The 13,028-nt window shown below is 69.3% G+C and carries 14 protein-coding genes; 5 read left to right on the top strand and 9 right to left on the bottom strand.

Features of this window, described 5'->3' with window-relative positions; all coding sequences use genetic code 11:
• Positions 1 to 875: 875 nt before the first annotated feature.
• Positions 876 to 2,408, bottom strand: coding sequence for a carboxylesterase family protein (locus ACFZDJ_RS12040; RefSeq protein ID WP_391058152.1), 1,533 nt, complete (start codon positions 2,406 to 2,408; stop codon positions 876 to 878).
• 78 nt (positions 2,409 to 2,486) lie between these two features.
• On the opposite strand from ACFZDJ_RS12040, the gene ACFZDJ_RS12035 reads away from it, so the two are divergent.
• Both ACFZDJ_RS12035 and ACFZDJ_RS12030 read left to right on the top strand, forming a co-directional pair.
• Positions 2,487 to 3,080 (top strand): TetR family transcriptional regulator, encoded by a 594-nt coding sequence (locus ACFZDJ_RS12035; protein ID WP_391058149.1) that lies wholly within the window; start codon positions 2,487 to 2,489, stop codon positions 3,078 to 3,080.
• Positions 3,077 to 4,690, top strand: coding sequence for a CocE/NonD family hydrolase (locus ACFZDJ_RS12030; RefSeq protein ID WP_390931162.1), 1,614 nt, complete (start codon positions 3,077 to 3,079; stop codon positions 4,688 to 4,690). Before ACFZDJ_RS12035 ends, ACFZDJ_RS12030 begins: the two co-directional genes overlap by 4 nt.
• A gap of 3 nt (positions 4,691 to 4,693) precedes the next feature.
• On the opposite strand, the gene ACFZDJ_RS12025 is transcribed toward ACFZDJ_RS12030, so the two are convergent.
• The 3 genes from ACFZDJ_RS12025 to ACFZDJ_RS12015 form a co-directional block, all read right to left on the bottom strand.
• Complete coding sequence (locus tag ACFZDJ_RS12025; protein ID WP_391059122.1) at positions 4,694 to 5,464, bottom strand: FAD-binding protein; 771 nt, start codon at positions 5,462 to 5,464, stop codon at positions 4,694 to 4,696.
• An 80-nt stretch (positions 5,465 to 5,544) separates the two neighbouring features.
• Positions 5,545 to 7,023 (bottom strand): streptophobe family protein, encoded by a 1,479-nt coding sequence (locus ACFZDJ_RS12020; protein WP_391058147.1) that lies wholly within the window; start codon positions 7,021 to 7,023, stop codon positions 5,545 to 5,547.
• Positions 7,024 to 7,120: 97 nt separating this feature from the next.
• Positions 7,121 to 7,405 (bottom strand): carboxymuconolactone decarboxylase family protein, encoded by a 285-nt coding sequence (locus ACFZDJ_RS12015; RefSeq protein ID WP_391058144.1) that lies wholly within the window; start codon positions 7,403 to 7,405, stop codon positions 7,121 to 7,123.
• 235 nt (positions 7,406 to 7,640) lie between these two features.
• Here ACFZDJ_RS12015 and ACFZDJ_RS12010 point away from each other — a divergent pair, with 235 nt between their 5' ends.
• Both ACFZDJ_RS12010 and ACFZDJ_RS12005 read left to right on the top strand, forming a co-directional pair.
• Entirely contained in the window at positions 7,641 to 8,393 is a 753-nt protein-coding gene (locus tag ACFZDJ_RS12010; RefSeq protein ID WP_391058142.1) for an alpha/beta fold hydrolase, read from the top strand.
• On the top strand, positions 8,390 to 8,548 hold the full coding sequence (locus ACFZDJ_RS12005) for a hypothetical protein (protein ID WP_391058139.1): 159 nt from the start codon (positions 8,390 to 8,392) through the stop codon (positions 8,546 to 8,548). The genes ACFZDJ_RS12010 and ACFZDJ_RS12005 overlap by 4 nt, the downstream gene beginning before the upstream one ends.
• A 39-nt stretch (positions 8,549 to 8,587) precedes the next feature.
• Here the strand turns inward: ACFZDJ_RS12005 and ACFZDJ_RS12000 are convergent, their stop codons facing one another.
• The 4 genes from ACFZDJ_RS12000 to ACFZDJ_RS11985 form a co-directional block, all read right to left on the bottom strand.
• On the bottom strand, positions 8,588 to 9,157 hold the full coding sequence (locus ACFZDJ_RS12000) for a MarR family transcriptional regulator (protein ID WP_390931152.1): 570 nt from the start codon (positions 9,155 to 9,157) through the stop codon (positions 8,588 to 8,590).
• A 64-nt stretch (positions 9,158 to 9,221) separates the two neighbouring features.
• Positions 9,222 to 9,656, bottom strand: coding sequence for a hypothetical protein (locus tag ACFZDJ_RS11995; RefSeq protein WP_391058137.1), 435 nt, complete (start codon positions 9,654 to 9,656; stop codon positions 9,222 to 9,224).
• 8 nt (positions 9,657 to 9,664) lie between these two features.
• Positions 9,665 to 10,312, bottom strand: a complete 648-nt coding sequence (locus tag ACFZDJ_RS11990; protein WP_391058135.1) for a hypothetical protein — start codon at positions 10,310 to 10,312, stop codon at positions 9,665 to 9,667.
• Positions 10,313 to 10,573 carry a hypothetical protein gene (locus ACFZDJ_RS11985; protein WP_391058132.1) on the bottom strand — a complete coding sequence of 87 codons (261 nt, stop codon included), beginning with the start codon at positions 10,571 to 10,573 and terminating at the stop codon, positions 10,313 to 10,315.
• A gap of 305 nt (positions 10,574 to 10,878) precedes the next feature.
• Between ACFZDJ_RS11985 and ACFZDJ_RS11980 the strand changes: the two genes are divergently transcribed.
• On the top strand, positions 10,879 to 11,742 hold the full coding sequence (locus ACFZDJ_RS11980; RefSeq protein ID WP_390931145.1) for a 3-hydroxybutyryl-CoA dehydrogenase: 864 nt from the start codon (positions 10,879 to 10,881) through the stop codon (positions 11,740 to 11,742).
• A gap of 13 nt (positions 11,743 to 11,755) precedes the next feature.
• On the opposite strand, the gene ACFZDJ_RS11975 is transcribed toward ACFZDJ_RS11980, so the two are convergent.
• Positions 11,756 to 12,940, bottom strand: a complete 1,185-nt coding sequence (locus ACFZDJ_RS11975) for an acetyl-CoA C-acyltransferase (protein ID WP_391058130.1) — start codon at positions 12,938 to 12,940, stop codon at positions 11,756 to 11,758.
• Between the last annotated feature and the right edge of the window lie 88 nt (positions 12,941 to 13,028).

Here is a 13,028-nt window from a genome sequence, read left to right as displayed (position 1 = left end):
CACCCGCACGATGCCGATCTGCTCCCGCCCAGGCCCCCACGAACCGCCTGCCACCCGGTAGCCCTGGCGCGCACGCGTCGTGGGCGTCTCGCATCTGCTGCTCGAAGGAGATTTCCATGACCAGAACCGCCCGCGTCACCGGAGCGTCCTCCGGTTTCGAGGCCGCCCTGACCCGAGCGTTCGCCCGAGCGGGCTGGAATGTCGCCGCGACCATGCGAAAGCCGTCGTAGGCGCCTGCCGACGTCGCAAGCCTTCCCGCCGTCGAGGTCGTTCGACTCGATGTCACTGAACCCGAGTCGATCGTCACCGCTCTCGAGGCGGTCCCCGCCCGCTTCGGCCTGTTCAGCGAGTCACTCGCCCAGGACGTCCGGCATCTGGGCATCTATGTCACGATCAACCAACCGGCCTCCTACAAAACGGAGTTCGGTACGGGCATGAGCGGACCAGCGCATCCCATGCCCGAGGAGTACGGTCCCGCCGAGGCCGTGCTGTTCGCCAACGATGACTACACGTTCGGCGACCTCGACGCGTCCTGCGACGCGATCGTGTCGATCGCTTCGCCCGGCCGACCGCCGAGGACAACGGAGCCAGGATCGCTCCGGAGAGTGCAGCCGGGGTGGTCGCCGACGGCGGTCTGTCCAATCTCGTGCCGATCCGGGGCGAAGGAGATCAGCATTGGCGTCGTTGGCTGGCCAAGAACTTCACGGTAAGCCGGTGGCTCCACTGCGTCCCGAGATGGTGCGCATGACGGAGGACCTCGGTTCGCGTGCCGTCGGCGCCACCCGAAGTGGCACGATGACGGCGACACGCCTTCGGCACCGACCATCTGAGCGGCGTGCCGTGGCCACTCGGAGGCCGGTGCCGAAAGCCGGGCGTCAGGAACCCAGCAGAGGCATCGCTTGGAAGGAGTGGTTCTGCCACAGCTGGCGCGAGGTCTCCTCCGGGTAGGCCACCACCGACGGCTCCGTGTCGAAGATCCGGGTCAGGCGCCCCTCAGAGTCATAGGCGGGCCAGCCCGGGTCGCCCGTGGCGGCGAAGGAAGTCCAGGCAGTGCGGATCTGGGACGTCAGTACGGCGGCTTCGGCGGTGTGCTCGGGGCCGATGGCAACCGGGCCCAGGTGGGCGTCGTAGGTGCCGAACAGCAGCGGGCCGTCCAGTCCGTGGCAGGCGCGCAGGCGCCCGCCCATGCCCGGGGACTGCCATGCCAGCTCGTACAGGTAGGCCTTCCCTCCCCCGGCCGCCTGCGCCTCGGCCAGCTGCTGGGCCGGCATACGGAACAGCCAGTCGGTCTGGACGAGTTCGAACAGGTCCTCGTCGGAGGTGTCGGGGAACGCCTCGCGGTACATCCGCTCACCGTCGCCGTCGGGGCCGAAGTGGCGCAGTGCCTCAGCCGCCTGTTCCCGGGTGATGTTGCCGAAGAGGTTGCCGAAGAGGAAGAACGTGCGCCACTCGTCGCGGTTGTGCCCGATGATCAGCTCCACGTCCCGTCCCGCACCGCGCGCGAGCCCCTGCCAAGGGGTGACCGGCAGCACCTCGCCGTCGACGACCGGGGAGAAGAGGGTGAGGGTGTGCGACAGCTGGCCCCAGCGGTTCTCGTGCAGCCGCATTTTCTCCTGCAGCGCGTGCCCGATCGCGGGGAGTTTGCGCGGGTCCACGCCGCCCAGGTCCTTGACGGTCGGACGCAGGCCCGCCTCGGCCGCGATGGCCGCTCCGACATCCTGGGCCAAGGCATCGGAGAAGAAGGTCCCCGGCAGGCTCTGCCCGATGGCGCGCCGGAACAGCCCCGTCGCGCTCGGCATGACCATCAGCGAGGCGATGGACCCGGCGCCGGCCGAGTCGCCGAGGATGGTCACGTTGTCCGGGTCGCCGCCGAACGCCGCGATGTTCTCCTGCACCCACTCCAGCGCGGCGACCTGGTCCAGGAATCCCCGGTTGGCGGGAGCGCCCTCGATGGACGCGAAACCCTCGATACCGAGGCGGTAGTTCAGCGAGACGAACACCACCTCGCCGTCGCGGGCGATGTGCTGGGCGTCGTAGCCCGGGCTGCCGGAGAAGCCGTGCTTGTAGGCGCCGCCGTGGATCCACACCATCACCGGTCGGCGGGCGGCCGGGTCCGGGGCGGGCGTCCACACGTTGACCGTCAGCCAGTCGTCGCCGGTACCGCTGAAGAGGCCGTTGTCGCTGCGGCCCCCCATGTTCGCGTCCTGCGGGGCCGGCGGGCCGAACTCGTACGCCTCCCGTACACCGTCCCAAGCGCGCAGGGCACGCGGCGCCTGGAAACGGGCCTTCCCGAGTGGTGGCTGGGCGTAGGGGATGCCTCGGAATACAGCAAGGCCCCCCTCCCTGCGACCGCGCACCCGGCCTGTGGCGGTACGGACCTCGGGCTCGGACGATTCGACTGCGGGCATGGAGCCTCCCTAGCAATTTAAATAAGTTGATTGGTTTAACTCTTGCTCATTTTTTGACAGCTGTCTAGTCTTCACGTCATGCAGGATCGTCAAGACCGTCGGGTGCAGCGCTCCCGCACGGCACTGAAAAACGCCGCGGTCCGCCTGGTGTCCGAGCGCGGCACCACCGCTCTGCCGGTCATCGACCTCTCCGACGCCGCGGACGTCAGTCGGCAGCTGGTGTACATCCAGTTCGGGGACCGTGACGCGCTTCTCGTGGCGGCCGCGGCCGACCTGGTCGAACGGGAGCTCCTGCCGGAGGTCGGGGACGTCAATGCGTCCCATCGCGGACGCCTGCTCGCGATGGCCCGGCACTTCGCCCGGCACCGGCCCTTTTACCGCGCGATGCTCACCGGATCGTGCGCCTTCGCCATGGCCCGAGCCCTGAACAGGCTCTTCGCGTCACTGATCACTGTCGCGGGCCTGCGCGAGGTGTTCGGCGACCTCGACGAGGCCACGGCACAGGACCTGGTGGCGCTGATCACCGGCGGGACCGGCGCGATCGTCAACGACTGGGTGATCGACGCGGACGACCCGCTCGATCCCGAAGAACTGGCGGACCGTCTGCTGCGCGTCTCGACGGTGCTCGCCACCAGCCGCCCCGCTCCCACCCCCGGAGGCCGCCCCCGATGAACCTCAACAGCCACCTCATCCAGCGCATGCTGCACCTGCCCCCGCCCCTGACCAGAGACCTCACCGTCGAACCCGACCGGCGTGTCCCGATGCGCGACGGGGCCGTCCTGCTGGCCGACCGCTGGACCCCGAAGCATCGCGGCGACGGCCTGCCGACCGCGCTCATACGCGTCCCGTACGGCCGAGCGGGCCTGGTCGGCGGCCAGATGGCCCGGCCCCTTGCCGAGCGCGGCTTCCAGGTGATCGTCCAGAGCACTCGCGGCACCTTCGGCTCCGACGGCCCGTGGGATCCGCTGCGCCGCGAGCGTGAGGACGGCCTCGACACCATCGACTGGGTCATCAAACAGCCCTGGTTCGGCGAGTCGATGATCCTCTACGGCCCCAGCTACCTCGGCTTCGTCCAGTGGGCCGTCGCCGACTCCCTGCCACCGCAGGTCAAGGCCATGATCCCGGTGGTCTCCGAGTCCGCCCTCACACTGGAGTTCCTGCGCGCGGACGGCTTCTCCCTGGAGACGCCGTTCGGCTGGGCCGTGCAGGTGGCGGGACAGGAACGGCGCTGGGCGATGCCGCGCGCCGTGCTGGGCGGGAAGAAGCTCCAACGCGCCCTGCGCACGCTGCCGTTGAACCAGGCCGACACCGCCGCCATCGGGCACCGCTACGACTACGTCCAGGACATCCTCGACCACCCCGCCGACGACCCGTTCTGGCAGGGGCTCGACCACCGCCACCGTGTCGCCGACATCCAGGTCCCGGTGAGCAGCATCGCCGGCTGGCACGACATCTTCCTGCCCGGCCAGCTCCGGGACTTCCGCGTGCTGCAGGAGGCCGGACGCACGGCCCGTCTCACGGTCGGCCCCTGGGCCCACACCTCCGTGGGCGTCGGACAGGCCGCCTTCCCCGAGGCCCTCGACTTCGGCCTGGCACTCGCCAAGGGCGGCGAACCGGCCGAACGCGCCCCGGTACGCCTGTTCGTCATGGGCGAGGAGAAGTGGCGCGACTTCCCGTCCTGGCCGCCGCCCGGCTACGAGCCCCGGCGCTTCCACCTCCAGCCGCGCGGAGCCCTTTCCCCCCAGCAGCCCGCCGGGGCACCCCCGGACCGCTACCGCTACGACCCGGCCGACCCCACTCCCGCCGTCGGGGGCGTACGCATGGCCTTCGGTGTCAAGTCCGGCCGCGTCGACAACACCGAATTGGAGGCCCGACGCGACGTCCTCACCTACACAACCTCCGTACTGGACAACGACGTCGAGGTCATCGGGGAGATCAGCGCCGAGATCTTCTTCCGCTCCAGCCTGCCGTACGCCGATGTCTTCGTACGCCTCTGCGATGTCGACGTCGACGGCCGCTCGACCAACGTCTGCGACGGCCTGACGAGCATCGCCGGAGCGGACCAGGTCACCCGGGCGATCGTTCGGCTGTGGCCCACCGCCTACCGTTTCCGGCGCGACCACCGCATCCGCGTGCAGATCTCCAGCGGCGCCTTCCCTCGCTTCAACCGCAACCCCGGCACTGGTGAGCCTCGCGGCTCGGCTGCCCAGCTGCGCACTGCCGAGCAGCAGATCTTCCACGACCCCGAACATCCCTCGGCCATCGTTCTGCCCGTGGGATGACGCTCACTCCGCTGCGGGGGCGTGGGCCACATGGTTCGCCGCCACGTACCCGAACACCGCCGATGCGGCGATGCTCGCCCCCGCACCGGGATACTTGCGGCCCATCACCGACGCAGTGCAGTTGCCGGTCGCGTACAGTCCGGCGGTGGGCTCCCCGCCGGTGTCCAGTACTCGCGAGAACTCGTCACAGAGAAGGCCCCCGCTCGTGCCGATGTCCCCGGGGTACAGAGCCACGGCGTAGAACGGCGGCTTGGCGACGGGCCCCAGGCAGGCATTGGGTTTGTGAGTGATGTCGCCGTAGAACCTCTCGTGGTCGCCCTCTCCCCGGTGGAAGTCCTCGTCGACTCCCGTCTCGGCGGACGAGTTGAACCTGTCGACGGTCTTGAGGAGCCCCTCGGCGTCGATCCCGCACTGGCGGGTCAGGTCCTCCAGGCTGTCGCTCCGCTTCATCGCACCGTCGGCGATCCACTGCTTCGGCGTCCGTCCGGGCGGCGCCGTGGCGAAGGGGTAGTGGCCTCGGTGCCAGGAGTCGACGATCAGCCAGGAGGGGATCGCGCCGCCGCTCTCCCGCTCGCGGGCGTACATCTGCTGGCCCGCCTCCTGGTACGAGACCGCCTCGTTGAAGTAGCGGCGGCCCGTCGAGTCGACAATGATCGCCGCCGGTTTGCTGCGCTCGGACGGGCACATGCTGGGGGTGCCGTCCGGCATGATCCACGAGGGCATCCGCCCGGCCTCGTCCAGCAGGTCGGCCGCAGCGCCGTGGGCCATGGCGATGCGTATACCGCGTGAGTGATCCCGCCGAGACGCGGCCCGGCGGGATCACTCATGTATGCCGGCAGTCGCCTGCCGGGGAGTTATGCGCCCGGTTCCGCCGTGCCCGAAGGCACGGGACTCGCACCGACGGCCACCGGGGACCGGCGCGAACGCAAGGCGCGCGTCTTCTCCCCCTCCCCCTGCAGCAGGCCTCCCGCGAACCCGGCCACCGCGCCGGCCAGCAGGCCGGCGACGAAGGTCCACAGCACGCCGCCGACGACCTTTATCTCACTGCCGCCGACCGCGTGACCGGCCATGCTCACGCTCGTGTGGAACGAGGTCTGCACGCCCACCGCCAGCACTCCGAAGACGATGGCGGTGACGATACCGAAGCGTTCGGCCAGGCCGATCTGCCGGGCCAGCGGGCCGCGATAGGGATGCAGGGGACGAGCCTGTGCCGGATCCGTGCCGCGGGCGGCGGCGAAGGCACATGCCAGCAGGAGGAGAGCGGTGACAACCAGAGTCACGACCCACACGGGCACACCGCCCATCGTGAGGTCACCGATGTGCTGGGTGTGGTTGGGCGGCGCTGCGGCGGCCCGCTGTCCACCGGACGTACCGGCGCCGGGCGCGGCGGCTCCGGCAGCGCTCTGCATCTGGTGCGAGGAGGACGTCCAGGTGGATCCCAGCCCCACGCTCAGCGCGGTCACCAGGGCGACCGGTGCCAGCAGCATGGCTCCGCCCGCCGCCTTGTGGTCACCGACGGCCACCGCCCCGGTGACCGTCATCAGCGCCGCGATGACGAGAAGAGGCCGTACGAGCGCTGAGAGGCTCGGCCCCCACGCAGGCCGCAACCCGCCCGCGGTGAAGCCGGCCGGCACCCGGCGGCTGATGAGCAGCCCCACCGCGATCACAGCGACGGCCCACACCAGGGCGCCGACCGCGGTCGTGCCGATCGCGACGTCGTACGACATCGCCGGCTGGGCGGCGCCGCCCGAGGCCCCCAGGGCACTGGCGCCGAACAGCTTCTCCACCAGCTCTCCGAGCTTGCCGCCGAGCGCGCCGGCTCCGCTCTGCGACACCGCCGGCAGCTTGAACGAGCCATGGGCGAGCGAGGCGGCAAGCATCAGGCCGAGCACGGCCGCGCCCGTGGCGCCAAGGGCTCTGGTCATCAACTCCTTTCCGTTGAGCGTCCGTTGGCGCAGCCCCCAGGAGAAGGTCAGCCAGAGGACCACCGCGCCGAGCAGGGTCACGGCGAGCGGTACCACGTCGACAGCGCCGCTCAGCGAGAGGGTCGCCGATCCGCCGCCGGGGACACCGGCGCCCTGCGCAGCCGCTGCCGGTGGCGCAGGCATGGTGTCGGGACCGATGTTCACCGAACCGCCGACAGCCAGGGCGGTCACGGCCATGATCAGTGCCCACAGGGAGTCGACGGACTGCGGATCGAACACGACGAGCGCGATCGCGGCGACCGCAGCCATGGCGACCACCGCGCACACGGCCGCCGCCGCACCTTCGAGTGCGTTGCGCAGGAGACGGGAGGAGACGGGTGGGGACGTTGGGGACGGGGAAACAGACATACGGGGATCACTCCCCTTTCACTTCGGGGGGAAGGGTTGACGCGACCCGACCGGAGGGCGAGCGGCCCACGGGATGGGATGTCCCTCTGATTCAGGTTCAGGTCGCGTCGGTGTCGGCCGGCTCGAGCAGGTCCGCGATCTTGGTCGCGGTCGAGACCACGAGCGGAAAGCCGACGTATGGGGCCAACTGCGGGAGAATCTCGCCGAGTTCGGCCTTGGTAAGGCCGTTGGCGAGCCCACGCAGCTTGTGGAGCCGCAGCTCTTCGGTGCAGCTGAGGGTGACGAGTGCGGCGATGGTGGCGATGCTCCGGTCACGCGGGGAAAGTCCGGGCCCCGGCCAGACCTCCCCGTACGCGAACCCAGCGGTCGTGACCGTCCGCATCGCGCCGCGCGAAGGGCGCTCTGTCGGCGAACTTCCGCGGAATCCTGCCCTCGAACACGTCCGGCGGTTCGATCGCGTGGTCGTCCACGCTGATCATGACGTAGTCATCGATGCTCATTCGAACCCTCCGTCGCGCGCACGGAATCCTGGTCGATCTTGCAGGGCACGAAATAGTAGGCTAGGCGACAATCGCATAGCCGGTCAATTGGCGGGAGAGTATTAGGGAGTGCAGGACTTGACGCTTCCCGACGTCGATCCAGAGCGATTCACGATCCGCCGCCACGACAGACGCGGGTTCGAGCAGGCCTATGTACGCGAGGGCATGGGCGGTGTGCCACTGCTCTGTGTCCACGGACGGCCGGAGACAAAACGCATCTGGTGGCGGGTGATCGAGCCACTGGCCGCGGCCGGTTTCGAGGTGATCGTGCCCGACCTGCGGGGCTTCGGCGACGGCGGCCTCGCTCCCGACGGCCGGTACGGCGTCGCCGCGCACACTGCCGATCTGTACGACCTCGTCGTGAAAGGGCTCGGACACGAGCGGGTCGCGATCTGCGCCGGCGACCTGCGCGGCCCGATCGCCCAGGATCTGGCACTGCGTTTTCCCGGCCTGGTCGAGCGGATGGTGCTGTTCAACTGCCCGTTGCCGTACGACCGGGAGACCATGCGGCGGCTACGGACATGTTCGCCCAGCGAGGCGCGCGACTATTGCGTGCGCCAGGGAACGGACGCCGACGGCCTGGCCGCCGAACTCAACACCCCGGAGAGACGCAGCAGTTACATCGCGACCTTCTACACATCACGTTTCTGGGCCCACCCCGGCGCCTTCATCGACTCGGTCACCGGGCGCGTGGGCGCCTCGCCCACGGTCGACTTCCACACCGCCCCGTTCGCGGACGCAGCCGGGTTCCCGGCGAGCCTCGGACCGTACGGGGACGTGTTCGCACCGACGGCCCACGGACAACGGACGGTGGCGGTTGCGACCATGTGATCGCGCCGGACTTCGACCGGATGGCCACCCTGGTGTTTCCGCGCCACCTCGGCCCGTTCCTGATCCGCGACTGCGGGCACTTCGTGCCGTGGGAGGCCCCGCACGCCCTGGTCTCGGCCGCACGGCTGCTCTGCCGAGACCTGCTCGGAGGGTGAGTCAACGGGGCCGGTGGCGCAGGCCAGGTTCGTGCGCGGCTATTCGGACTTGGCGTCCTCGCGCTCGAACGTGAGGGCGACGTTGTCCAACCCCTCCAGGAGGCCCTTGATGACGTCGGAATCGACGTCGGAGAGCCCGTACTCGATCGCCGCGAGCTCGGCGTGTGCGCGCCGGTAGAGGTTGTGTCCATCTCGCGTGGCGACCGCCAGGATGCGGCGCCGGTCGTTCGGGTCGGCACGCCGTTCGATCAGGCCGCCCCGCACGAGGCGGTCGATGGTGGCCGTCATGGTGGTCGAATGAACCGAGGCCCGCGCCGCGATCTCGGAGAGCTGCACGCCGTCGGGCTCCGGGCACACGATCGACAACACCTGGTACTTGGCGTGCGAGGTCCCCAGTTCGCTGAGCACACTGTCAAGTTCGCGCAGCAGCAGGTCGCGCACGCGCAGGAGCAGGCCTGCGACGATCAGCCGTTCCGTACCGGCGGAGTCGAGGTCGTACACCTGCCCCAACGCATCGGCGATCCGCGCGCTCGTGGCCGAGCGGCCGGTGGTCGCGGCGTCCGTTCCACGAGCGGCCTTGCGGGTCCCGCGGTTGTCGCCGCTTGCCATGGAGCCTTGTCCCTCCGACGTTCGGACCTTGGATACTTCGCTAGCCTAGCGTCTGCGCCCGAGGTCACGCCGACCGAGCGCTCTCCAGCCTCGCTTCGATGAGCTCGGCGACTACCGCACAGGGGTGTGTGCGAGGGAGCACCAGCCGCAGCTCCGGGAAGTCCGTGATCAGTACCGGCAGCATGTCCGACCGCCCCTCGGCCGTGACCGCGACGTCGACGCGGTCGTAGTCCCCTCCATGACGAACCACGGTGAGCAGTGCCGCGGTAGTCCAGCTCTCCGCGCCGGCCCGCACGAGGACCACGGTGTGCCGACGCGAGTGCGGACGCACGAACACGCTCTGCACGAAGGAGACGGCGGAGCACCCCTCGGGCACGTCGACCAGGAACACCTCGGGGTCGAAGGCGTGTGCCTCAACGGCGCGTCGCATCGCGTCGAGACGGGCGGCATCCTCGTCGACAACCAGGGAGAACCGCCTCCCTGAGCCCCAATGCACCATGGATCTCCTCAATCTCGTTCACCGCGCGATTCCGATACCGCCGTACGGCAGAGCTCCAGGAGCTGAGCACCCTGGGCTCCAGCCACCGTCTCGGGTACGCCGACGTGTGGTTCGGTGATCACGATGCCGTCGACCGACAGGCGCCGACCGCCCAGAGCCAAGTCCCCGCCCGTCACCAACGACCAGCGCCAGTCGCGGAGTCGGTGGGAGGGAATCACCTCACCGGGCGCAAGCCGGGTGCCGAGCGCGACACCACGCTCCGCGTCGTCGATCGAGCCGAGATCCCAGCGTCCGCCCTTGACCAGGCTGCCCTTGAAGAGCCCGGGCGTCCCTTCGATCCGCGTCGTCTGGTTTCCCTCGTTCCGCTCCGAACCCGGAGGCCGGGCGCCGAAATTGAAGGCACCGGCCGGGCCGTATGTGTAGATGCCGGGGCGGTACATGAGCCGGCCGGGACCGACCAGGGTTGGGTGGTCGTGGTACTCACGTGCGTAGCCACCCCCCTTCGTGTTCCGAGAGAAGATCTCCAGCAACTGGCAACCCCGGGGTCCGATCACCAAGGGTCCGTATTCGACGAACGGCGCAGTGACGAGGACGTCTCCCGGCCTCATCAGCCAGTCGCCGACGAGCGCCGAACCATCGAGCGGCGTAATGAACATCTAGTCGTCGTGCCGGTACAGCGGCCAGATCTGGTTGACGGGCATCCTCATGTCGGGGATGCACATCCGGAAGGCATCGTCGCCTGCACCCAGGTACCACAGGTCCTGCCACACCAGCCCACCGACGACCTCCGACAGCACCACATCGTCGGGCCCGTTGGCTCCGCCCGGCTCCAGGCGGGTCAGGGTGACACCCGACACCAGCCACTCCCCGTGCGCCACCGGAAGTACCCGTGTGGTCTCGTCGGCCGAGCTACCCATGCTCCTACTCACCCCTCGACGATCATGTCACCCCTGCAATACATTACGCCGCATTCCGACTATAGGTATACAGATTAGTTACCGTCAACGCACATCAACCGCTCTTCGCGCCCGCACCGCAGAGCAAGCCCACACTCGGCCGCCGACCGCCCATCCGGTCTGTGCTTCTAGTCACACAACGATCACCTTCTGCCACTTACTAGGACGTCCTAGTATCTGGCTCGTCAGCTCTCCTGACCGTTGTGGGTCGGCGGCCGGTACCGCCGCGATGTCTGACCACGACCACCGATCGGATAGGACTTCACATGGACTCCATCGCCCGTCTCGGCGTCGTCGGTTGTGGGCTCATGGGCTCCGGCATCGCCGAAGTAGCCGCCCGACGCGGCCTCGACGTCCGGGTCGCCGAAGCCACCCCCGACGCGGCGGCGACAGGCCGGCGACGCCTCACCGCCTCGCTCGATCGAGGCGTGCGGCGTGGCAAGCTCAGCGAGGAGGAGCGGGACCAGACCCTCGCCCGGCTCTCGTTCACCCACGATCTGAGCGATCTGGCCGACCGTCAGTTCGTCGTCGAGGCGGTCGCCGAGAACCGCGACATCAAGACCGACGTCCTGCGCGCCCTGGACAAGGCGGTGGAGGACCCGGCGGCAGTCCTGGCCACCAACACATCCTCCATCCCTGTCGTCGATCTCGCCGTTGCCACCGAACGGCCCGGCCAGGTCGTCGGCATGCACTTCTTCAACCCCGTGCCCGTGCAGCAACTCGTGGAGGTCATCCCCGCCCTCACCACAAACCAGGACACGCTGCAACGCACCCGCGCCTTCGCCGAACAGCTCGGCAAGCAGGCCGTCCAAGCGCCCGACCGCTCCGGCTTCGTCGTCAACGCCCTGCTCGTGCCCTACCTGCTCAGCGCGGTACGGATGGTCGAGTCGGGCGCCGCCCGCCCCGAGGACATCGACCAGGGCATGGAACTCGGTTGCGCCCATCCCATGGGACCGCTGCGTCTGCTCGACCTGATCGGCCTCGATACCGCGCAGGCGGTGGCCGAGTCCATGTACGAGGAGTTCAAGGAACCGCTGTACGCGCCGCCCGCGCTGCTGCGTCGCATGGTCGCCGCCGGCCACCTCGGCCGAAAGAGCGGCCGAGGCTTCTACCCCTACGACGGCTCGTAGTCGTACGCGTAACTCACCGCACCCTTCGGAAGAGCGCGGCCAGCGCCTGTCCCCCGCCGATGCACATCGTGACGACGCCGAGTTCGAGGTCCCTGCGGACCAGGTCCTTGGCCACCCGGAGGGACAGGATCGCGCCGGTCGCGCCCACTGGGTGGCCCAGGGCGATGGCACCGCCGTACGGATTGGTCCGCTCGGGGTTCAGCCCGGCATCGCGGACGACTGCCACCGCCTGGGAGGCGAACGCCTCGTTGAGTTCGACCGTGTCGATGTCCCGGGGCGTCGTACCGGTCTGCGCGAACAGCTTCTGCAGGGCCAACACCGGCGCATATCCCATGAGTTCGGGCTCCATCGCAGCGGTCGCCACCGCCTCCAGCGACACCAGGCCGGTCAGCCCGCGCTCCCTGGCCACCGACTCCCGCGCCAATACCACCGCGGCGCCTCCGTCGTTGATGCCCGAGGCGTTGCCCGCCGTGACGGTGCCGTTCTTGGCGAACGCGGGACGCAGCCCGGCCAACGCCTCCATGGTGGTCCCGGGCTTGGGGTGCTCGTCCTCGCGGACCGTGAACGGCTTCCGGCCGCCCACCTCCACCGCCACGATCTCCTCGGCGAACGCCGCCCGTGCCGCGTCAGTCGCCGCACGCCGCTGGGACTCCATGGCGAACTCGTCCTGCTGCTCGCGCGAGACGCCGTACTTCTCGGCCACGTTCTCCGCCGTGAGACCCATGTGGACACCTTGGAACGGGTCGGTCAGCATCATGACCGTACCGTCCACCAGTGCGCGATCGCCCAGTTTGTAGCCCGTGCGCGCCCCGAAGTCGTAGAACGGCATCCGGGTCATCGACTCGTTCCCGCCGGCGAGGGCGAAGTCCAGGCCGGCCCAGCGCATCTGCATCGCCGCGGACCAGATCGCTTGCAGGCCACTGCCGCAGAGCCGGTTCACCGTGTATGCGGGCACGTTCTTCGGCAGTCCGGCGGTGATCGCGACCCGGCGAGCGTTGTAGGCGTCCGGTCCGACCTGGCCGATGCAGCCCATCACGACCTCGCCGATGTCCTCCGCGGCGACGCCTGCGCGTTTCAGTGCCTCCTGCGAGGCGGTCGCGCCGAGTTCGAAGCCGGGTACGTCCTTGAACACCCCGCCGAAGCTTCCGACCGGGGTCCTGGCCCCGTCGAGGACGACGATCTTCTCGGGCTCTGCCATGTGTGCATCCCATCTCGCGCCCCGTGCGGAGCGTCCCGCCACGGGGGTTGCCGGTCCCGTCCGAGCATCACCGATACTAGGGCGACCT

The sequence above is a fragment of the Streptomyces sp. NPDC007896 genome, assembly GCF_042959425.1.
Taxonomy (GTDB): Bacteria; Actinomycetota; Actinomycetes; order Streptomycetales; family Streptomycetaceae; genus Streptomyces.
Note: the sequence above shows the minus strand (reverse complement) of the source record. Positions and strands in the feature narration are given on the sequence as shown.